The 22,555-nt window shown below is 31.0% G+C and carries 13 protein-coding genes; 2 read left to right on the top strand and 11 right to left on the bottom strand.

Features of this window, described 5'->3' with window-relative positions:
• Nucleotides 1–32: 32 nt before the first annotated feature.
• The 3 genes from ACY1IQ_RS17190 to ACY1IQ_RS17180 all read right to left on the bottom strand — a co-directional run bounded on the left by ACY1IQ_RS17190 (nucleotide 33) and on the right by ACY1IQ_RS17180 (nucleotide 4,618).
• Complete coding sequence (locus tag ACY1IQ_RS17190; RefSeq protein WP_461615129.1) at nucleotides 33–1,832, bottom strand: heme NO-binding domain-containing protein; 1,800 nt, start codon at nucleotides 1,830–1,832, stop codon at nucleotides 33–35.
• Between the two features lie 604 nt (nucleotides 1,833–2,436).
• Nucleotides 2,437–3,942, bottom strand: coding sequence for a sensor histidine kinase (locus ACY1IQ_RS17185; protein WP_461615128.1), 1,506 nt, complete (start codon nucleotides 3,940–3,942; stop codon nucleotides 2,437–2,439).
• The gene (locus tag ACY1IQ_RS17180) at nucleotides 3,932–4,618 is read right to left on the bottom strand and encodes a response regulator transcription factor (protein ID WP_461615127.1); all 687 of its coding nucleotides are present in this window, start codon (nucleotides 4,616–4,618) and stop codon (nucleotides 3,932–3,934) included. The genes ACY1IQ_RS17185 and ACY1IQ_RS17180 overlap by 11 nt, the downstream gene beginning before the upstream one ends.
• A gap of 771 nt (nucleotides 4,619–5,389) precedes the next feature.
• On the opposite strand from ACY1IQ_RS17180, the gene ACY1IQ_RS17175 reads away from it, so the two are divergent.
• Nucleotides 5,390–6,079 (top strand): TraX family protein, encoded by a 690-nt coding sequence (locus ACY1IQ_RS17175; RefSeq protein ID WP_461615126.1) that lies wholly within the window; start codon nucleotides 5,390–5,392, stop codon nucleotides 6,077–6,079.
• Between the two features lie 13 nt (nucleotides 6,080–6,092).
• Entirely contained in the window at nucleotides 6,093–6,293 is a 201-nt protein-coding gene (locus tag ACY1IQ_RS17170; protein WP_461615125.1) for a hypothetical protein, read from the top strand.
• 488 nt (nucleotides 6,294–6,781) lie between these two features.
• Here the strand turns inward: ACY1IQ_RS17170 and ACY1IQ_RS17165 are convergent, their stop codons facing one another.
• From ACY1IQ_RS17165 to ACY1IQ_RS17130, 8 genes are all read right to left on the bottom strand, one after another.
• A complete protein-coding gene (locus ACY1IQ_RS17165; protein WP_461615124.1) occupies nucleotides 6,782–8,167 on the bottom strand; it encodes a peptidoglycan-binding domain-containing protein in 1,386 nt (461 codons plus the stop codon).
• A gap of 351 nt (nucleotides 8,168–8,518) precedes the next feature.
• Complete coding sequence (locus ACY1IQ_RS17160) at nucleotides 8,519–10,396, bottom strand: S8 family peptidase (protein ID WP_461615123.1); 1,878 nt, start codon at nucleotides 10,394–10,396, stop codon at nucleotides 8,519–8,521.
• A 46-nt stretch (nucleotides 10,397–10,442) separates the two neighbouring features.
• Entirely contained in the window at nucleotides 10,443–12,311 is a 1,869-nt protein-coding gene (locus ACY1IQ_RS17155) for a S8 family peptidase (protein ID WP_461615122.1), read from the bottom strand.
• Nucleotides 12,312–12,357: 46 nt separating this feature from the next.
• Nucleotides 12,358–14,226: a S8 family peptidase gene (locus ACY1IQ_RS17150; protein WP_461615121.1), complete on the bottom strand. Its 1,869-nt coding sequence runs from the start codon at nucleotides 14,224–14,226 to the stop codon at nucleotides 12,358–12,360.
• Between the two features lie 45 nt (nucleotides 14,227–14,271).
• Nucleotides 14,272–16,140: a S8 family peptidase gene (locus ACY1IQ_RS17145; RefSeq protein ID WP_461615120.1), complete on the bottom strand. Its 1,869-nt coding sequence runs from the start codon at nucleotides 16,138–16,140 to the stop codon at nucleotides 14,272–14,274.
• 36 nt (nucleotides 16,141–16,176) lie between these two features.
• Nucleotides 16,177–18,039: a S8 family peptidase gene (locus tag ACY1IQ_RS17140; protein WP_461615119.1), complete on the bottom strand. Its 1,863-nt coding sequence runs from the start codon at nucleotides 18,037–18,039 to the stop codon at nucleotides 16,177–16,179.
• Nucleotides 18,040–18,068: 29 nt separating this feature from the next.
• Complete coding sequence (locus ACY1IQ_RS17135) at nucleotides 18,069–21,635, bottom strand: S8 family serine peptidase (RefSeq protein ID WP_461615148.1); 3,567 nt, start codon at nucleotides 21,633–21,635, stop codon at nucleotides 18,069–18,071.
• A 209-nt stretch (nucleotides 21,636–21,844) separates the two neighbouring features.
• A complete protein-coding gene (locus ACY1IQ_RS17130; RefSeq protein ID WP_461615118.1) occupies nucleotides 21,845–22,516 on the bottom strand; it encodes a helix-turn-helix domain-containing protein in 672 nt (223 codons plus the stop codon).
• Nucleotides 22,517–22,555: the final 39 nt, after the last annotated feature.

Below are 22,555 nucleotides of genomic sequence, written 5' to 3'. Positions count from 1 at the left end.
GTCCACTGTCCTAAGGATAATGGACTTTTTTATTATATTTTATATTTTCCTAAATCCTCTTCAAAGAATTTAGCAATTTTCTTAAATTCATTTATGCTTTCCATAAGATTTTTAATTTCCTCTGTATATAGATTAACATTTGCGCTAACCTCTTGTGATGCTGCTGAATTTTGTTCCGCTATAGCTGCTAGGGATTCTATGTTGTTGTACATATTCGCAATTGACTCTGCTTCTGTATCTAACTCATTTATTGTTTTTATCATTGAAGTAGATACAGTTCTAACAGATGTAGTTGTTTCTTTACTTACATCCCTTATTAGAACTAGTCCTTTAGTTGCTTCTTGAAGTACATCATGTTTATTTTCTATATTTTTAACTAACATATCAATATCATCAACAAATTGAACAAGATTTGTATTTATTTCTTCTACCGCATCTTTAGTCTGCTCAGCAAGCTTTCTAACTTCATCAGCTACTACAGCAAATCCTTTACCTTGTTCTCCTGCTCTTGCTGCTTCAATAGAAGCATTAAGAGCTAATAGATTAGTCATATCAGAAATTTGAGATACTATATAAACTATATTAGTAATATCTTTAGCTTTATCACCTAATTGAGTTCCTTTGACTTTAACTTCTTGGAAACTTTCTAGTGTCTCTAATATATTTTCACTCGCTTTATCAACTTGTTTATAGCTATCAGTAATCTTATTAATTGTAACTTCAAGCTCTTCCTTATTATTGTTTTCACTATCAACAATGAGCTTTAACGCATTGATATTATCATTTAATATATGTGCAGCATTTTCTGTATTTTGTGCTTGTTCAACAGAAGTATTTGCTACTTGATTCACAACTTGAGATATTTCCTCTGAGGTCTTGTCCATATTTTCAGAAATAACGCTTATATTTTTCGCGAAAGTTGCCATTTCATCAGTAATTCCTTTGAATCCTACAAAATCACTCTTTGTATTCTTTATGTGACTATTAAGTTTACTATATAACCTTTCAAATCTATCATTAGTTATAAGTATACTTTCTTCAATAAACTCCTTATTATTAAGATTATCTAGTATTTTTTCAATATGAGTAAGTGGTCTTATAAGTAATGAAGTTCCTAAAAAGGCACCTGCTCCACTAATTAATGAAATTATCAATCCTTTAAATATACTACCTAGACCTAAAACAGGTAGTGTAGCTAAAAATGTTATTATAGATGTAACTATTGCAGTCTTAAATCCTATACTTTTTATAATTCCAAAAGATAATACTTTATTTATAAAATAAGTTTTTTTATACTTAATATCTTTATAGAAAGTTATTTTAACTTTTAATCCATCTTCTGTTTTTTCAATTACATCAAAATCAGCTTCTTCTTTAAAGTAAGAAAAGCTACCTTCAAGCATTCCTAAAAAATAATCAAACATTTTTCTTTTAGAAGAATAAGTTATAATAGCTTGTCTATCAGAAATAGCTTTAATATCAACTATTGGCGGCTTAGCTCCTGGTATTCTCTTAGTCATTACAGTATGTATATCATAAAGTGACTTAAGAAATGAATAGGTATTATCATGATAAAAAAACGCTTTGAAATCTTTAGAGAAAGAATATATATTATCCCTACCTATTTTTCTCCAAAGTTCTCCCTCTGTTATTCCCTTGTTATTTGAAATATATCTTATAAACTTTTGGATTTTTAATTCGTCAACATCTTCTGCTGGAGAAAATATCTTGCTGCTTTCAAAGCCAGCATTTATCATAGCTTCATCAATAAAACCATCTCCATAAAAATTTCTACATGTTCTAACCCATGTAGCTACTGTTGTGCCTTTCATATTTTATACCCCCATCTATTTTATGTTTAGGCATCTGAAACAAAATAATTAGTTAAAAATTCTAAGGATATTTTTTGACAGACAAAGAGTAAGGTTCAAAAGATAGTGGCGCTATCTTTTGGTTCTTACGATGCAGTATGACATAAAATATACTAGAATAATGACTAGTTATTTTTTGAAGATGCCTTAGCATCTGAAACAAAATAATTAGTTAAAGATTCTAAGGATATTTTTTGTCACATAAAAAGTAATACTCCATAGATATAAGTAATATCTTTGATCTTTACCATTTAGTGTGACATAAATATCCTAGAATAATGACTAGTTTTCTTCAAGATGCCTTGTTTACATTTAAAATAAGCATTGAATTTAAACTTATATAATTCTAAGTAATATCTTTGCGAATAAATAATTCTAAACATATTTATCCTATAATTGTATAAATTACTTATAGTCTCATATAAAGTTAATATATCCTAAAATTTTCCCTATGTGTAAGACTATAATACCAAAATTCTAAATATTTTTTCAATAGTTTAATTATACTATATTAATTTTAATAGGATTTCCATAGACAACTTAAAAAATATTGAGAAATTATATGCTAATTGTTTTTAACATCTTCTACTTCTGTATAAAAGTAAAACTCTACTCCTCTTTCTGTATTTCTTACACCATATTCCATATTATGAAGCTCTAATACATTTTTAACTATAGAAAGTCCTAATCCACTTCCTCCCAAAGTCCTACTTCTTGACTTATCAGCTTTATAAAATTTACTCCATATGTTGCTCATCTCTTGATCTGATATAGGATTTGCAGTGTTTTCAACAGATACCCTAAGCCTATTGTCTTCAAAATTCATAGATACCCATATAAATCCCAAAGGCTCAGTATGTCTTATAGCATTAGTTAGAAAATTAGTTATAACCTGTTCCATTCTAAACTTATCTGCTTTTATATAAACATCAGAAATATAGTTTCTATCAATGGTTATATCTTTATCATTTATTTCATTATTTAAACTTTTTATATTTTTTTCTATCATTTCACTAAGATTAAATATTTCGTGCTTAAGTCCTGTAGCATGACTTTCTAATGCAGATAAATCTAACATATCTTTTACAAGCTTACCCATTTTATTAGTTTCTTCTAAAATTATATCTAAAGATTCATTTTTTTCTTCCTCTGAAAATACATCATCCTTAATACCTTCTATATAACCTTTAATTATAGTTATAGGAGTTTTAAGCTCATGTGATACTGCTGCTACGAATTCTTTTCTAACCTCTTCTACTTTTCTTTCTTTTTCTATATCTTTTTGAAGCTGGATATTTGCTCTTTGTAGTGAAGATAACGCACGATACAAGTTTTCTGAAAGGAAGTTTAATGTTATTGCTAAATTGCCTATTTCATCTTCAGATACTACTTCACATTTTTCACTAAAATCTAAATTACTCATTTTCTTTGCAGTTGCATTTATTCTTCTTAGAGGATTAGTAATCATTATAGAGTATATAAAAGACATAACTAGAATTATAAATATTGCTACTACATAGAAGTATTTATAAAACTCCTCTATAACACTAATACCTTCATCAATAGGCTGAAGTGATGTAGTTCCTATTATAAGTTTATTATCGTCTAGCTTTATACAAACTAGATCTTTATTGTCACTATAGGTAGTCTCTACAGAAAAGACAACTATCTTTTCCTTTAAAAGCTTATTTCTTAATAATTCATTTGTGTTTAACTCAGCTAAAATTTGGTTTACATATTTACCTCTTTTATTACTTTCTCCTGCTATTTCAATATTAAATGTAATAGTAAATTCATATTTATATTCTACTATTGCTAAATATGTATTATATTTCTCCTCATATTCTTTCATAAGTGCTGTTAGCTCTTCATAATTCTTTAATTTATCATATCTTTGAGAAAACTTAACAGTATTAGTTCTTATTTCTTGCTTCTTCTTATTAGAATACATACTTTGAAAAAATATTCTTTGTATTAAAAGGCTAAAGCTTAAGAATAATGTAAAAATTAGTGTAGTAATTATAAATAGCTTTGTTGATATACTCTCCTTATATCTTATATTATACTTCATTCTTCACCTCAAATTTATATCCAAAGCCTCTAACTGTTTGAATTAACTTAGATTTATCCTTTAACTTTTCTCTTAATCTTTTAACACTGGTATCTACCACTCTAAAATCTCCATCAAAGTCATAACCCCAAACTCCGTCTAAAATTTGTTCTCTAGTTAGAACAATATTTTTATTTTTTACAAAGTACATAAGTAAAGAGAATTCTGTAGGAGTTAAAGAAATTTCTAATTTATCCACAGTTACTATATGTGATTTCTCATTTATACACAAACCATCAAAATCATACACATCTTCACTCTTAACTTCGCTACCATAAGTTCTTTTAATCAACGCATTAACTTTTGCCACCAATATTTTAGGACTAAAAGGTTTGGTTTCATAGTTATCTACTCCAAACCCAAAAGCTAAAAGCTTATCTTGTTCTTCTTCCTTTGCACTGAGCATTATAATAGGAATATCATAACTTTGTCTTATAAGTTGTAATGCTTCAAATCCTCCCATAATAGGCATCATTATATCTAAGATTATAAGGTGAACCTCATCATTTTTTAATTTGTTTAGAGCATCCACGCCATTTACTGCATAAATAACATTATATTTTTCTTTCGATAAATAAGCCCCTAATAATCTTCTTATGCTTTCTTCATCATCAACAACCAGAATTGTCTTATCCATTAACTTTCACCTCTTATAAATCTTTATTTATTATATTATAAACCAATATTAACATATTTTCAGAAGGATTTTATTATAAGGAATAGGAGTATATTGCAACCAAATTTTCCAAAAGGTTCTTATCACGGTAAAAATTTAAAAGAATATTCAATTACTAAATCTTTAGATTCATTTCTCATCTATCTTACATGCTCACTCTTAAATCATCTACCTTAAATATATTCTTTACATTATTCCTTGGACTTATAGCTATGTGTTTTATAGTATGCTTAGTATATTTACTTGCTTTTGAATATGAGAATCTAAAGGAGAAGTGGCTAAATTGGTTAATACTTTAAACTTAGAATAAATACTAAAAAATATTATATTATATCTTAAGAACAAAATCATGACTAATTGTCAAGATTTTGCTTTATTTCAAATTGCATTTTTACTGATAGTTGTTACAAAAAATTTAGTTTTTTACAGATAATGTAACACAAAACCTTTATTTTATTATTCCTATACACTATGAATATATCTAAAATATTAACAATATATATAAAAGGATTTATTGCTTTATTAAGGAATATACATTCCATCATAAAAATAATAGGCTCTAGAAAACAAATAATTAAAAAATTCCCATGTTCCGCCGATAATTATCCATTTTCAATTCTCCATTGATTAAGATTGTAAATTCTATTTTCTTACTAGGCAACTTGTTACCTTCAACCTTATAATAGTATTATTCTAATTTGGATTTAAAAATTTATAAATGAGGTGATATTTATGAACAGTTTTCACTTAAAACTAATTGCTTGTATTTGTATGCTTATAGATCACATAGGTTCTGTTCTATTTCCAGAATATTTGTTTTTGAGAGTTATAGGAAGAATTGCTTTTCCTATATTCGCTTATTTAATTACAGAAGGCTATATACATACCCATAGCATTAAAAAATATTCAATAAGACTTTTTATTTTTGCTTTAGTCTCTCAAGCACCGTATATGTTAGCTTTTCACATGACTTATTTAAATATATTTTTTACATTATTCATTGGACTTATGGCACTATATGCTACTGACTATGAATTTTCTGAAAATCAACTATTAAACAGTATACTAAAAGTCATAGTTGTATCAGCTATAGTTACATCTTCTTATATATTTCGTGCTGAATATGGAATATATGGAGTTTTAACTATATTAGCATTTAAATTGTTTAAAAATGATTTTACAAAGCTAATTATAGCACAGGTTATTGTGAATATAATTTATGTTGTACCTATTTATAAATATATATTTATAAATGGTAATTTAAATTTGGGTGTTTTCTTGCAATGCGCCTCCCTCCTTTCCTTAATATTTATTAAAAAATACAATGGTGAAAAGGGCAAAAGTTTTAAATATGCTTTTTATGCTTTCTATCCAGTTCATATTTTATTGTTATATATTATAAGTAACTTTTTACTTATTTAAGTAGAGGATATATATGAAAAAGAAAATTATAAATGTAGTTATTATCATATCTAGCATCTTTATATTACTTATAGGCTTAAATAAATATATGTATATGAAATCTGGAAGAAGCTTTATAAAATACAATGGAATTAAAATTGAAAGAGGATTAAATATTTTGAATGAAGAACTTCAAACCTTTACTTATAAAATTCAATCGAAATTGTATAAGTAAATATAACCTTTATGGCTTATTCATCAAATTTTAATCTTCTTATAAGAATTATATAATAAAATCTTGCTAAAATAATATTATTGAAATGTTTTTAATTGTAGCTATTATGTATTGGATAAAATTCTGTAAGTGTTTTTTAATCACTTCCCCAAGTATTATTTTACAGATTTTATTCTATTGAGAAATAATTTGAATTATAAACTTATATAAATATTCTAAGACTTTCTCTTAAATATCTTTACAATTAAGCTAATTTAAATCTTAATTGAAAAGATATAAACAATAGTTACTATGATAAACTTTAATAAATCAATCCCAATAATCCCGAAAAAATAAGGCATGATAAAAATCATGCCTTATTTTGTATTTACACTATATTAATAATTATTTTTGATTCTAATCTATTTAAATTAATACTATAAAATACTCATTTTAAAGTAAAATATAAATAAGAATGTTTGCATTTTTTGCAAACACTCTCATTTATTTTAATCCACTGGATATTCCAATCTTGGTACATTCCATATTCCTTTATATGGTGTAGGCGGAATAAATATTGATGTGCTACTTCTATTTAATTCTTCTTGTAAGGTTCTAGCTTCCCTAGAGTCTATGCCCATACTACTTCTCAATTCAGCAATTCTAGTAACGCCTACATATATATTTGATATTTGATACCAAGTTGCATAATCTACCGTTCCTGTTTGTGGAAGATTGAATATACTTTGAAATACTCTAACACTTTCTGCAGTGGTAGGTCCATATACTCCATCCACTGCTACTTTAGGTATTAAAGGATAATTTTGTGCTATTCTATTTAACTGAGTTTGAATTACTCTTACTGGTTCTCCAGTAGTGCCAATTCCTAATGTATAACCTGGATAAGATTGTGGACTTCCTGCTACTCTTTCAGCTCTAACCAAATCGATATCACTTCCATAAAAATTAGTTAAGATTTCATATGGTATTCTTCCTTGATCACCCAAAAATTTACTTCCCCATTGGGTCAGCCATCCTGGACATTGAACCCTTTGTCCATCACAATACTGAGCTAATAGCGGTTGCTTTGCCCCTCTCCTCCTAATATAGGTGGTAAATATCTCATCAACAATCCTATCTATATTGTCAAAGATATTTCTTCCATAAGTAAACGCATGGTCAAAAGCAGTAGAGTTTGTAATATCAAAATTATATCCTTTGCCTCTATACCATTCAGTATAAATTCTGTTTAATGTGAAGGATGTTATACAGTATATATTAGCTCTTATTGTACTTTCTGGCCAGGTTGCATATATTTCACAACTGGCAACATTTTTAATGTAATCTTTAAATGGTACCCTATAATTAGGTGCTGCTGGATTAGTTGGTGCGCCTGCATGAACTATTACATATTCAGGTACTATTGGATCAGGTAATACCACAAATCCAGTTGGTGGAGGCGGCAAAGCTTTCTCAGGATCTTCAGGAATTTTAGGTGGAAAATTTCCGAACAAAGTTATATCAGGTATAATTATTACTCTTCCTATCTGTATTTCTCTATTGCTTCTAGATAAATTTGCTAGATTAAAATTTTGTATAGATGTAGTTTCAGATAATACTTGACACCCTTCCACAGTTACCGGCTCATATCCTTCTGCTTCAACGTTTATATTCCAAAGACTATAAGGCAGTTGATCTTGTTGTGGTTCCAGCGTAAGTTCTATAGGTGGTGTGCTCACTTCAACAGCTTCTGTTTGCCCTGCACTGTTAGTTGTTAATACAATCTCTTGTCTTGTTTCCTCTCCTACTGGAGTTATTGTTACTCTGGCATCGGTAATTGGAACATAACTATCTTGTCTATAGACATTAACCATTATTTTGCCTATATCAGCCATATAAATACTCCTTAATTAAAATGCTTCAATTATATTTTATTCTAATATATGTAAATATATGAGTAAATTGTTTTTTATTTTGTATTATTAATAGTTTAATTTAATCTATAAAACTTGCTTTTATAGAAAGTTATAAATATTAGTTACAATAATTATTACATTGTAATTACTTAATTATATCCTAAAGATATTATCTAACTTTTATATTTAATAATTAGATATATTCAAAAAATAACTAGTCAGTATACGTATATATTTTATGTCATACTAAATCGTCAGAACCCCATGATAGCTGAGCTATCATGGAAACCTGTCAACATGTCTAACACAAGATATACTTTGCATATTTAACTAGTTATTTTTTTTGTATACATTATAGAGTTCTTTAGGTATACGAACAATTACCTCCTTAGTAAATGTTGCTACATTATTCTTTTTATCTATATTTCTATTTAAATCTTCATCAAAAGAGCGAAGATTTTGAAATACTTTATTCAAATCTAATATACCATACCCCCAGCTTGGATTAGGATAAATATCTCCTGGTCTTGTTCTAGTACCAGATATAAGAAGAGTATTTATCTTAGGTGGATATAATGCTGGTCTATTACCTTCTACTACACCCCATTGTAATATTAATGCTACTGCTCCAGTTAAAACTGCAGTAGCTGCACTAGATCCAGTAATAACAGTTGTTCCACCTCCTGCTCTAGTGGTAAGCACATTGATTCCTCCAGTAGTAACTGCTGGTTTTACTCGTCCATCTCTTGTAAATCCCCTCCCAGAGGTTGCTTCAATTGTACCAGTATTTTGATCATAATAAGAAGTAACAATTATAGTTCTGCTTGTTGAAGGGATAGTTAAAGTAATTTCTGGATCTGGTTCTAAAAATTTTGTTCCCGGTCTTAAAAAATCCTTTTGATAAGTCCATGCATCGTATCTTCCATTTACTATATATTCACCTACTAAAACTATTTGCCATATTCCACCTTTAACATTTGTAAAACCAATAGATATACGTCCATCTCCAGTGACATCTTCTGGATAATCATATAATAATGTGGCAATAGTTCCTTCAAATGTAAATTTTAAGGTTACTACTCCTTTTAATTTTTCTGGAATTTTTTGCAGTATTTCTCCACTTGGAGAAATGATTGCTACAGAAATCCTATCTGGACGATTAAACCATATATTTACTTCTATTCCAAGTTGATCATCGGCTACTTGTAGCTCAATTATTCTAGTTTCTCCACTTTGTGTAAATGCACCACTAGTGTGATTTGCAGCATCCCCTTCATTTCCAGTACCACCTACTACTGCTATTCCACTTCTAACAGAAAAATAATCTATATACCTCTCTACTCGAGAACTTCCATCATGTCCTCCATAATTTGCACCCAAAGCTATGCATATAGCCATAGGTTTATTTAACTTTCTTTGAGTATCATATAAATACTTCAGTGCTAAAAGTATATCAGTACTTTGATATTCTGGTATTGTTACAGCAACTTGCGGAAATTGCTCGGTAAGACTTTTACTAGCTTCTTTAAGCTTAACAATTAAAAATTCGCAATCTGGTGCTGCTCCTGTCACTCCTGCGCGGCCTCCTGCACCAATAATTCCTGCTATTTGAGTTCCATGACCATTATCATCCCTTTGAGGAACAATAGCATAGGGATCTTCTCCTCTAGCTTGAGCAGCGATAGCTTCATTTATCTGTTCTCTAGAATATTCAGTTCCATAAGGAAATCCTTCTGGTGATGGTCCTTCTTGTATAGTTTGATCCCATATCCCTATTATTCTAGTTTTATTGTCTTCTGTCATAAACTCTCTATTTAAATAATCAATGCCTGTGTCTAACATCCCTACAACTACTCCTGTCCCTCGTAGAGTTAAAAAAGCATTTCCATGAAAAATAGAAATATTAGCTGTATTGATAGGTGATAATTCAGTAAGAGAATATAATTCATCTCTCTCTAAATTTACTATAGCTGGTACATCACGTAATAGATCACTTACTCTTCCACTTTTAACAATTACTATTACTGTAAATTCACCAACTACTAGTGCACAAGCATAATCTATTTTATTAAGTTGACCTGCCACATCTCCAATATATTCTCCAATGTAGCTTTCATATTCAGGATCTAAATACAATTTACCACATTGTGGCAAATCAATTATTAATTCTTCTTGAATTTCACTGACAATTTCTCTATGCTCTTTCATAAATAGAACCTCCTTATCTTATATTCATAAGGTTATCTAGAGAGCATTATTCTAGCCTTGTATAAATTTCCTTTGGTATTTTTATAAATATATTTTTACTAAACTCTACTATGGCATTTTTATTCCTATAAATTTTATTTAAACTATTATCAAGAGAACGAATATTTTTAAATACTTCTACTAAGTCTAATATTCCATATCCCCATACAGGATTAGGATATATATCTCCTGGTCTCTTTCTAGTTCCAGATATAAGAAGGGTATTTATTTTAACTGGATATAATGCGGGACTATTACCTTCAACTATACCCCATTGCACTATTAATGCTACCGCTCCTGCTAAAACCGCAGTAGCCGCACTAGAACCAGTAACAGTAGTTGTTCCTCCTCCAGGCTTAGTTGTAAGCACATCAATTCCTCCAGTAGCAACTGATGGCTTTATACGATCATCTCTTGTAAACCCTCTTCCAGAAAGAGCTACTGCTGTATTATTACCTTGATTATAATAGGATGTAACAATTATTTCCCTGCTTGTTGAAGGATTAGTTAAAGTAATATATGGATTTGGTTTTAAGAACTTTGTTCCTGGTTTTAAAAAAAGTTTTTGATAAGTCCAAGCATTGTATCTTCCATCAACTATATAATCTCCTATTAATACTATTTGCCATATTCCTCCTCTAATATTGTTAAACTCAATAGATACACGCTCATCACCTGAAATATCAAATTGATAATCATATAATATGGAAACAGTAGTTCCTTCTAATGTAAATTTTAAATCTGTAATTACTGTTATTTCTTCTGGAACTCTTTCTAAAGCTTCCCCACTTGGAGAAATTATTCCTACAGATACCTTATCTGGTCGATTAAACCAAAAGTTTACTTCTATCCCCATTTGGTCGTCAGCTACCTGCAATTCAACTATTATACTTTCTCCAGTTTGTGTAAATCTACCACTAGTATGATTTGCTGCATCCCCTTCATTTCCAGTTCCACCAACTACTGCAATTTGACTTCTATATGAAAAATAATCTATATATCTTTCTACACGAGCAGTTCCATCATGACCTCCATAATTTGAGCCTAGAGCTATACATATAACCATAGGTTTACTTAATCTTCTTTGAGATTCATATAGATATTTTAATGCCATAAGCACATCGCTAGTTTGATATTGTGGAGCAGTTGTCTCTATTTTGGGAAATTGTGCTAAAACAGCTGGATTAACCTCTTTAAGCTTTACAATTACAAACTCACAATCCGGTGCTGCTCCAGTTACTCCTGCCCGGCCTCCTGCACCAATAATACCTGCAACCTCTGTTCCATGACTAATGATATCTTGTTCAGGTACAATAGCATAAGGATCTTCTCCTCTACTTTGTGCATTAATAGCTTCATTAATTTGTTCTCTAGTATATCTTGTTCCATAAGGAAATCCCTGTGGCGGTGGCCCATCTTGTACTGTTTGATCCCACATTTCTATTATTCTTGTTTCATTGTTCTCTGTAATAAATTCTTTATTTAAATAATCAATCCCTGTATCTAACATTCCTATAACTACACCTGTACCCCGTAACGTCAAATAAGGATTTTCATGAAAGTTAGAAATATTAGAAGTATCAATAGGCGACAATTCAGTAAGAGAATATAGATTATTTCTTTCCAAATACACTATAGTCTTAGATATACTTCTTAATTCATTTACTCTTCCTCTTTCAACAACAACTACCGCCATATTAAATCCTACAATAAAAGCACAAGCATAGTCTATATTATTAAGTTCACTTATAATATCACCAACATAACTAGCAACATAGCTCTCATAATTATCATTTAAATACAAATTTCCACATTGTAATAAATTATTATTTGGAGTTTGCTGGGTTTGATCTATAATTTCTCTATGCTCTTTCATAAATAGAACCTCCTTATCTTATATCCATAAGGTTATCTAGAGAGCATTATTCTAACCTTGTATAAATTTCCTTTGGTATTTTTATAAATATATTTTTACTAAACTTCACTATCTCATTTTTATTCCTATGAATTTTATTTAAACTATTATTAAGAGAGCGAATATTTTTAAATACTTCTACTAAGTCTAATATACCATACCCCCATACAGGATTAGGATATATATCTCCTGGTCTCTTTCTAGTTCCAGATATAAGAAGGGTATTTATTTTAGGTGGATATAATGCAGGATTATTACCTTCAACTATACCCCATTGTACTATTAATGCCACTGCTCCTGTTAAAACTGCAGTAGCTGCACTAGAACCAGTAGCAGTAGTTGTTCCTCCTCCTGGCTTAGTTGTAAGCACATCAATCCCTCCAGTAGCAACTGATGGCTTTATACGACCATCTCTTGTAAACCCTCTTCCTGAAAGTGCTACTGCTGTATTATTAAATTGATTATAATAAGATGTAACAATTATTTCCCTGCTTGTTGAAGGATTGGTTAAAGTAGTATACGGATTTGGTTTTAAGAACTTTGTTCCTGGTCTTAAAAAAAACTTTTGATAAGTCCAGGCATTATATCTTCCATCAACTATATAATCTCCTATCAATACTATTTGCCATATTCCTCCTTTAACATTATTAAATTCAATAGATACACGCTCATCACCTGAAATATCAAATTGATAATCATATAATATGGAAACAGTAGTGCCTTCTAATGTAAATTTTAAATTTGTGATTTCTGTTATTTCTTCTGGAACTCTTTCTAAAGCTTCACCGCTTGGTGAAATTATTCCTACAGATACCTTATCTGGCCTGTTAAACCATAAGTTTACCTCTATTCCTATTTGATCATCAGCTACCTGTAATTCAACTATTATAGTTTCTCCAGTTTGTGTAAATCTACCACTAGTATGATTTGATGCGTCACCTTCATTTCCAGTTCCACCAACTACTGCAATTTGACTTCTATATGAAAAATAATCTATATATCTTTCTACACGAGCAGTTCCATCGTGGCCTCCGTAATTTGACCCTAGTGCTATACATATAACCATAGGTTTATTTAATCTTCTTTGAGATTCATATAGATATTTTAATGCCATAAGCACATCACTAGTTTGATATTGTGGAGCAGTTGCCACTATTGCAGGAAATAATTGCAAAACAGCTCTATTTGGTTCCTTAAGTTTTACAATTACAAACTCACACTCTGGTGCTGCTCCAGTTACTCCTGCCCGGCCTCCTGCTCCAATAATACCTGCAACCCCTGTTCCATGACCAATAATATCTTGTTCAGGTACAATAGCATAAGGATCTTCCCCTCTACTTTGTGCACTAATAGCTTCATTAATTTGTTCTCTAGTATATCTTGTTCCATAGGGAAATCCCTGTGGTGGTGGTCCATCTTGTACTGTCTGATCCCACATTTCTATTATTCTTGTTTTATTATCCTCGGTCATAAATTCCTTATTTAAATAATCAATTCCTGTATCTAACATTCCTATAACTACCCCTGTACCCCGTAATGTCAAATAAGGGTTTTCATGAAAATTAGAAATATTAGAAGTGTCAATGGGAGATAATTCAGTAAGAGAATATAATTCATCTCTCTCCAAACGCACTATAGTCTTAGATATACTTCTTAAATCATTTAATCTTCCTCTTTCAACAACAACTACCGCCATATTAAATCCTATAATAAAGGCACAAGCATAATCTATATTATTAAGTTCACTTATAATATCACCATTATAACTAACAACATAGCTCTCATAGTTATCATTTAAATACAAATTTCCACATTGTAATAAGTTATTATTTGGAGTTTGTTGAATTTGATTTATATTTTCTCTATGCTCTTTCATGAGCTAAATCCTCCTTATCTTATATATAAGGTTATTTAAAGAGCATTAGTCTAACCTTGTATAAGTATTTTCAGGTATATTTATAAATACATTTTTGGTAAATTCAACTAAATTTTCTTTATTTTTATTAGAGCGCATTGAAGAGTTATCAAGAGATCGAATATTTTGAAATACTCCAATTAAATCCAACATTCCATATCCCCATACTGGATTAGGATAAATATCACCTGGTCTTTTTCTAGTTCCAGCTATAAGAAATGTATTTATTTTAGGTGGATATAATGCTGGATTATTTCCTTCTACTACACCCCATTGCAATATTAATGCAACTGCTCCTGTTAAAACTGCAGTAGCTGCACTTGATCCAGTAACAATAGTTGTTCCTCCTCCTGGCTTAGTGGTAACCACATTAACTCCTCCAGTAGCAACTGATGGTTTTACACGGCCATCTCTTGTAAATCCTCTTCCAGAAAGAGCAACTGCTGTATTATTAAATTGATTATAATAAGATGTAACAATTATAGTTCTACTTGTTGAAGGAATAGTTAAAGTAATATATGGATCTGGCTCTAGAAATTTTGTTCCCGGCATTAAAAAGTTTTTTTGATAAGTCCAAGCATTATATCTCCCATCAACTATATAGTCTCCTGTTAAAACTATTTGCCATATTCCTCCTCTAACGTTTGTAAAACCAATAGATATATGTCCATCTCCTGTAATATCTTCTGGATAATCATATAATAATGTAACAGTAGTTCCCTCAAATGTAAATTGTACTGTTACTACTCCTTTCACCTTCTCTGGAATTCTTTCTAAAATTTCTCCACTTGGAGAAATAATTGATACAGACATTCTATCCGGTTGATTAAACCAAATATTTACCTCTATTCCAAGTTGATTATCAGCTACTTGCAGCTCTATTATTCTAACTTCTCCGCTTTCAGTAAATGTTCCACTAGTATGATTTGCAGCATCTCCTTCATTTCCAGTACCTCCTACCACTGCTATTCCACTTCTAACTGAAAAATAATCTATATATCTTTCTATTCTAGCACTTCCATCATGACCTCCAAAGTTTGAACCTAAGGCTATGCATATAGCCATAGGTTTATTTAGTTTTCTCTGAGTATCATATAGATATTTTAATGCTAAAAGTATATCACTAGTTTGATATTCTGGTATTTCCACATTAACTTGTGGAAATTGCCGTAAAAGTGCTGGATTAGCCTCTTTAAGTTTTACAATCAAAAATTCACAATCTGGTGCTGCTCCTGTTACTCCCTCGCGCCCTCCTGCGCCAATAATTCCCGCTATTTCAGTTCCATGACCAATTTCATCTCTTGAAGGAACAACAGCATAGGGATCTTCTCCTCTACTTTGTGCATTAATAGCTTCATCGATTTGTTCCCTAGAATATTCTGTTCCATAAGCAAATCCTTCCGGAGGTGGTCCTTCTTGTATTGTTTGGTCCCATATGCCTATTATTCTAGTTTTATTATCTTCTGTCATAAACTCTCTATTTAAGTAATCGATTCCTGTATCTAACATCCCTACAACTACACCTGTACCTCGCAGTATTAAATATGAATTTGCATGAAAATTAGAAATATTAGCAGCATCAATAGGGGATAATTGAGTAAGAGAATATAAATCATCCCTTTCTATATATACTATGGCTGGTACATCTCTTAATAAATCATTTAATCTTCCACTTTCAACAATTACTATTATCATATAGTTTCCTACCATAAATGCACAAGCGTAGTCTATTTGATTGAGCTGATTTATAACATCTCCATTATATTCTGCAATATAACTTTCATAATTTTCGCTTAAATACCTTTCTCCGCATTGTAATATATTCGTGTTTAAATCTTCTTGCATTTCATCTATGTTTTCTCTATGCTCTTTCATAAACAAATACCTCCTGATTTTATATCTATAAGGTAATTAAAGAGCCTTAATATTCATTCTTGTATAAACCTCTCTTGGTATCTGTACAAATATATTTGTAGTAAATTCTTCTACATTTTGCTCTACTTCTTCATTTTTATTTAAATCATTATTAATGCAGCGTATATTTTGAAATACTCCATTTAAATCTAGCATGCCATATCCCCATATTGGATTTGGATAGATTTCTCCACCTCTCCTTTTAGTTCCTGAAATAAGATATGTTATTACTGTAGGTGCATACAGAGTAGGTTTATTTCCTTCAACTATACCCCATTGTAATATTAATGCTACTGCTCCGGTTAAAACTGCAGTGGCTGCACTAGATCCAGTAACAACAGTTGTTCCTCCTCCAACCTTAGTGGTAAGTACATTAATTCCTCCAGTAGTAACTGCTGGTTTTACACGTCCATCCCTTGTATATCCTCTCCCCGATGTTGCTACAACTGTGTTATTATTTTGGTTGTAATATGAAGTAACAACTATACTTTTACTCGTAGAAGGAGGAGTTAATGTACAGTATGGATCAGATTTTAAAAATTTTGTTCCTGGTTTCAAAAACTTTTTTTGATATATCCAAGCGTTGTATGTTCCATGAACTATATAATCTCCTATAAGTCTTATTTGCCATATACCACCTTTAACATTTCTGAAAGAAATTGATATATGTTCATCCCCTATAATATCTTCTTGTAAATTATATGTCACTGTAACCAGTGTTTGTTCAAGTACAAACTTCACTCCTTGTGCCCCCTTTATCTTATGAGGAACCCTTTCCAATGCTTCTCCACTTGGCGAAACTATTCCAACTGTCACTCTATCTGGTTTATTAAACCATATATTCATCTCCATTCCCAGTTGATCATCCCCCATACTAAGTTCTATAATTTCTACTTCACCATTTTGGGCAATTTTTCCACTAGTATGATTTGCTGCATCTCCTTCATTTCCAGTACCGCCAACTACTATAATACCTCTTCTAAGAGAAAAATAATCTATAAATCTTTCTACTACAGAGCTGCCATCATGCCCTCCATAATTAGTCCCTAAGGCTATACATATCACCATAGGTTTATCTAATTTAGCTTGAATATCATATAAATATTTTAATGCTAAAACTATATCTGAACTTTGATATTCTGGTATAGATACATTAACCTGTGGATAATCAAGCATAAGACTCCTATTAGCTTCTTTAAGTTTTACTATTACAAATTCACATTCTGGTGCAGCCCCTCTTACTCCTTGCCGTCCAGCACCTCCAATGATACCTGCTATTTCTGTACCATGACCAATATCATCTTTTTGCGGAACAATATTATAGGGATCTTCTCCTCTATTTTGTGCGCTTATAGCTTCATTAATTTGTTCCATAGAATACTCTGTTCCATAAGCAAAATTCTTTGGTGGATTTTCAGTTTGAATTGTCTGATCCCATATACTTAATATTCTAGTTTTATTATCTTCTGTCATGAATTCCTTATTTAAATAATCAATACCTGTATCAAGCATCCCTACAATTACTCCCGTTCCTCTAAGTGTTAAATAAGGATTTTTATAAAACTCTGAAACATTAGAGGTATCAATAGGAGACATTGCATTAAGCGTATACAACTTATCTACATCTATACTTATAATAGATTTTACATCCTCCAACAAATCCCATACTCTACCTTTTTTTACAGATAATATTGCATAAAAAGGTTCCGCTAAAAACGCACAAGCATAATCTATTTTATTAATTTCTTCTAATATATCTCCGTTATAGTCAGCTATATAATGTTCATATTCATCGCTTAAATATAGTTTTCCACATTCATTAATATTAGACTCTCTAATATTTTCTTTTTGATTTTTCACTATACCCCCTCCCACTGTAAATATTATTGTTACTTTAATCTATGATAAATATTTTCTGGTATATTTATTGATACCTCTTTTGAAAACTCAACTATTTCTTTATTTTCAAAATTTTTGGGTAATCCAAGTGATCTTATATTTCTAAATACTCCAGCTAAATCTAACATACCGTATCCCCAAGCCCTATTAGGATAAATATCTCCTGGTCTCTTTCTAGTTCCAGTAATAAGATAAGTTGTAATTTCTGAAGCGTATAAAGTGGTGTTGTTTCCTTCTACTATTCCCCATTGTAATATTAATGCTACTGCACCAGATAATACTGCTGTAGCTGCACTTGATCCTGTGACTGTGGTAGTACCGCCACCTGGTCTAGTGGTTAATACATCAACTCCACCTGTAGCAACGGAAGGTTTAATTCTACCATCTCTTGTATATCCCCTTCCTGAAGAAGTCACTATGGTATTATTGTCTTGATCATAATAAGCTGTTACAATTGCACTTCTACTAGTAGAAGGTATAGTCAATGTAATATCTGCATCAGGACGTAAAAATCTGGTATTTGGTTTTAAAAGAGCTCTTTGATATATCCATGCATTATACCTGCCATCAACTATAGAATCACCTATTAATTCTATTTGCCATATACCTCCTGTAACATTCCTCATCACTATGCTAATAAGTTCATCACCAGTAATATCCTCTGGCAAATAGTACGTTATGGAAACAGTAGTGCCTTCAAGTATAAACCTTATATCTTCTACTCCTTGTAGCTTTTCTGGAACTCTTTCTAGCACTTCTCCACTTGGAGATATTATGCCTACAGATACCTTATCTGGCTGATTACACCATATATTTATTTCTAATCCTACCTGATTTGAATCAACACTAAGCTCTATTATTTGAGTTTCTCCTGTATTTTTAAATCTACCACTAGCATGAGTTTCACTAGCTCCTTGATTTCCTGCACCTGCAACAACAACAATTCCTCTTGTTATTGAAAAATAATCAATAAATCTTTCTGAAATAGCACTACCATCATGTCCACCATAATTTGTTTCTATAGGCACACAAATTACCATAGGTCTATTTAATCTTCTTTGAATAGAAGTTAAATAACTCAGCCCCAATACCACATCTGTAGTTTGATATATTGGAGTATCAACTGGAAAAATCACTCCACGTTCTTCTAATGTAAGCCTTTTAGCCTGTTTTAATTTAACTATTGCAAATTGGCAATCTGGTGCTGCACCAGTTACACCGGCTCTTCCTCTTCCTCCTGCAATACCAGCAACTGCTGTTCCATGGCCATTTTCATCTCTTGAAGGTACAATAGCATATGGATCCTCTCCTCTAAAACTAGCAGCAATTGCTTCATTTATCTGGGTATCTAAATACTCTGTACCATAAGCAAATCCTTCCGGCGGCGTCCCTGCCTGTATTGTTTGATCCCATATACTCACTATTCTAGTTCTATCATCTTCAGTCATAAACTCGATATTTAAATAATCAATTCCTGTATCAATTATCCCAACTATTACTCCTCTACCTCTTAAATTTAAATAAGGATTTTCATGAAACTGAGAAATATTAGCAGTATCAACAGGAGATAATACTGATAGCGTATAGAGCTTTGTTCTCTCTACATTTATAATAGATCTAACACTTCTTAAAAGTTCTGCTCTTCTTCCTCTTTGAACAGATATAACGGCATAAAAAGGTTCTGCAAGAAAAGCACAAGCATAATCAAATCTGTCAAGTTCGCTTATTATATCTCCATTATATTCCACCATAAAGGTTTCATAGTTTTCATCTAAATATAACTCCCTACAACCAGGAGAAGGTGGGGTTAGTATGGGTATTTCTCTACTCATATCTATACTTCTTACAGGTGCTTCTTCTAGCCAAGTTTCTAATGCATTACTTATACATAGTGTTCCGTAGCCCCAACTTTCATTTGGATAAACTACAAGCGGTCTATCTCTAGTAGCACTTTTAAGTAAGAAATACTTTAATCTCTCTCCATACATGTATGAGTCTCTTCCTTGTATTAATCCCCATTGCATAAGCAGTGCAGCGGCACCTGCTACATGTGGAGCAGCCATAGATGTTCCTGATAGTGAATCATAACCACCTCCTGGTACTGGTGCTTCTATATTTTCTCCTGGTGCAACTATCTCTGGTCTAATTACACACCTATCCGCTGGTCCTCTTCCTGAAAAACTAGATATAGTTCCAGTAATAGCATTATAGCTACCTACTGTAATAACGTTTTGTACAGTACCAGGAATTCCTACTGTGTTAAAAACTGACGGTTCTAAAAATCTAGTAGTTATATTTAATCCTTCAGTTATTGGAAGCCACATATCAAAGGTAGTAACCTCATTAACTTCTCTAGAATATATGATAATAGACCAAGTACCTGGAGAAATAAATTGATTTTGACCTACTAAACTTATAACTATTTCTCCAGATATATTAAAAGGAGTTGGTCCAGAATTAAAAATATAATAATAATCGTTTCTTATATTTCCTTCTACATAATTTCTAATCAGTGGTATAACCCCACTTCTTGAAGCATTAGGTGCTATTAATTCTATGCTAATATCTTTTATAAAAGATTTATATAATTGAAATATTACTGCTGTCTCATTGGCCCCAATACTTACATCTACTCTATTCTCTAAGGCTAAAATTCCAGATGCATGATGTGCCTTATCTCCCTCATTTCCTGCTGCAACAATAAAACTTATTCTTTCAAGAGAACATACTGTTGATATATATCTTTCAAGTAAACTATTTCCATCATGAGCTCCATCATTAGTGCTAAAACTTAAGTTTATAACTAAAGGTTTCATAAGTTCTCTGCTTCTATCTATTAAAAACTTTACTCCTCTCATAAGCTGAGTACTCTTTGTATATCCTCCCATTATCTCTCTTGTAAGCTTAACCATAGCTATGGAGCTTTCAGGCGCTACACCATAATATCGTGGAGGTATATTACCACCAGCACAGGCTATACCAGCTACGTGAGTACCATGCCTTGCTGTATCAACATGAGGAACTATATTAAAGGGATCTGGAGATTTTAATGCATTATTAATATCTGTACTATTGTATACTACATTATCAGCAGCCAAATCATAAATATAATCAATTCTTGTATTGCCATCTGCATCTATAAAAGCAGGATGAGTATAATCTATACCAGAGTCTATAAATCCTATTAAAACTCCTTTACCAGTAAGTCCATAAACCAATTGAGCCGCCGGTTGGCAAATAGCTCTATTGCTAATTTCTGAATTAATAAATAGACTTTTAGGAATTTCCATATAATCTATTTCTTGTATATTTCCCACATCCAGAACTCTATCAAAACTTACGGTTATAATTCCAAAGCCATAGCCTAGATCTTCAAAGATACCTCCTAAGGCCTCCACTTGTTCTCTAACACTTGGTGCATTCTCACCATATAAAACTACTAATTCAATTCTATCTTCTTCTATCTCAAGCTCTCTATAAACTTGTGCTACTCTATTTCTAATTCCTCTAGGTAGGTTCAAAAATAAATTTAATCTTCCACTAACTTTTTCCGTAATAATCCCTCCCTAAAAACACTCCTTCACTTAATATGTTATGAGGCAAAAGTTAAAATAATTCATAATTAATGAAAGTGTCTATGGTACCTGAAAATAAATTAATTTTAAAGTTATTGGCTTTTACTGAGAAATATCTACAATTATGAGTTGAAAAGGTTGAGAATTTAATAAATAAAAAAACTAGCAATATATGCTAGTTTTTTTATTTATTAAAGTATAATTTCCACTCTATTTAATTTTGCAATAACTTTTATATCTTTTACTCCTAATGTTTCTGTTCTAAGACTTCCTTTATTACTTATTAATAAAACTTTGTTATTATCTAATCTTTTAATTTGTCTTAAAACTCTCTCCCCATTATAGTCAATTAAACATATAGCATTGTTTTCTATTTCTGTAGTTAAATTTGCAAAAGCTATATCTCCTTTACATATTCTAAAGCCCATTAAATCATCATTTTCTATTTGAATAAATAAAACTTTATCTGAATTATGTCCCTCTATTTTATTAGATATTATAGGCATTTGACGATTTCCTATAGGTTTATCTAAATCATATTTGTATACTCCTATAGTTTTTAAAATTGAGCCAAAGGCATCATTCCATACATCCTTAACAGTTTCAGGAGCTTTATTCTTTGGAGTAACACTTTCATTCTTACTTTCTTCATAGGCAATATTTTGGAACATAGAAGTCATATTCTGAATATCTCCTCCTAATACTTTACCTATTCTTTCAATTAGCTTTTCATTTATTACCTTTCTTCCACTTTCTACTTCATTAATAAAACCTTCAGAAACTCCAAGCTTTTTCGCTAATTGTTTTTGACTCATACCTTTTTCATTTCTAGCTCTTTTAATGTTCTCTCCTACTTTGCTCATGTTATATACCTCTCTTAAACTTGAAATTTAGCTATAGAT

The sequence above is a fragment of the Clostridium sp. Marseille-QA1073 genome, from assembly GCF_054863625.1.
Note: the sequence above shows the minus strand (reverse complement) of the source record. Positions and strands in the feature narration are given on the sequence as shown.

Bases quoted from the DNA above. Each gene is read 5' to 3' on its own strand.
- ACY1IQ_RS17185 (WP_461615128.1), bottom strand. From the start codon at position 3,942: ATGAAGTATAATATAAGATATAAGGAGAGTATATCAACAAAGCTATTT.
- ACY1IQ_RS17145 (WP_461615120.1), bottom strand. From the start codon at position 16,140: ATGAAAGAGCATAGAGAAAACATAGATGAAATGCAAGAAGATTTAAAC.
- ACY1IQ_RS17175 (WP_461615126.1), top strand. From the start codon at position 5,390: ATGAACAGTTTTCACTTAAAACTAATTGCTTGTATTTGTATGCTTATA.
- ACY1IQ_RS17180 (WP_461615127.1), bottom strand. From the start codon at position 4,618: ATGGATAAGACAATTCTGGTTGTTGATGATGAAGAAAGCATAAGAAGA.
- ACY1IQ_RS17155 (WP_461615122.1), bottom strand. From the start codon at position 12,311: ATGAAAGAGCATAGAGAAATTATAGATCAAACCCAGCAAACTCCAAAT.
- ACY1IQ_RS17130 (WP_461615118.1), bottom strand. From the start codon at position 22,516: ATGAGCAAAGTAGGAGAGAACATTAAAAGAGCTAGAAATGAAAAAGGT.
- ACY1IQ_RS17160 (WP_461615123.1), bottom strand. From the start codon at position 10,396: ATGAAAGAGCATAGAGAAATTGTCAGTGAAATTCAAGAAGAATTAATA.
- ACY1IQ_RS17190 (WP_461615129.1), bottom strand. From the start codon at position 1,832: ATGAAAGGCACAACAGTAGCTACATGGGTTAGAACATGTAGAAATTTT.
- ACY1IQ_RS17150 (WP_461615121.1), bottom strand. From the start codon at position 14,226: ATGAAAGAGCATAGAGAAAATATAAATCAAATTCAACAAACTCCAAAT.
- ACY1IQ_RS17170 (WP_461615125.1), top strand. From the start codon at position 6,093: ATGAAAAAGAAAATTATAAATGTAGTTATTATCATATCTAGCATCTTT.
- ACY1IQ_RS17165 (WP_461615124.1), bottom strand. From the start codon at position 8,167: ATGGCTGATATAGGCAAAATAATGGTTAATGTCTATAGACAAGATAGT.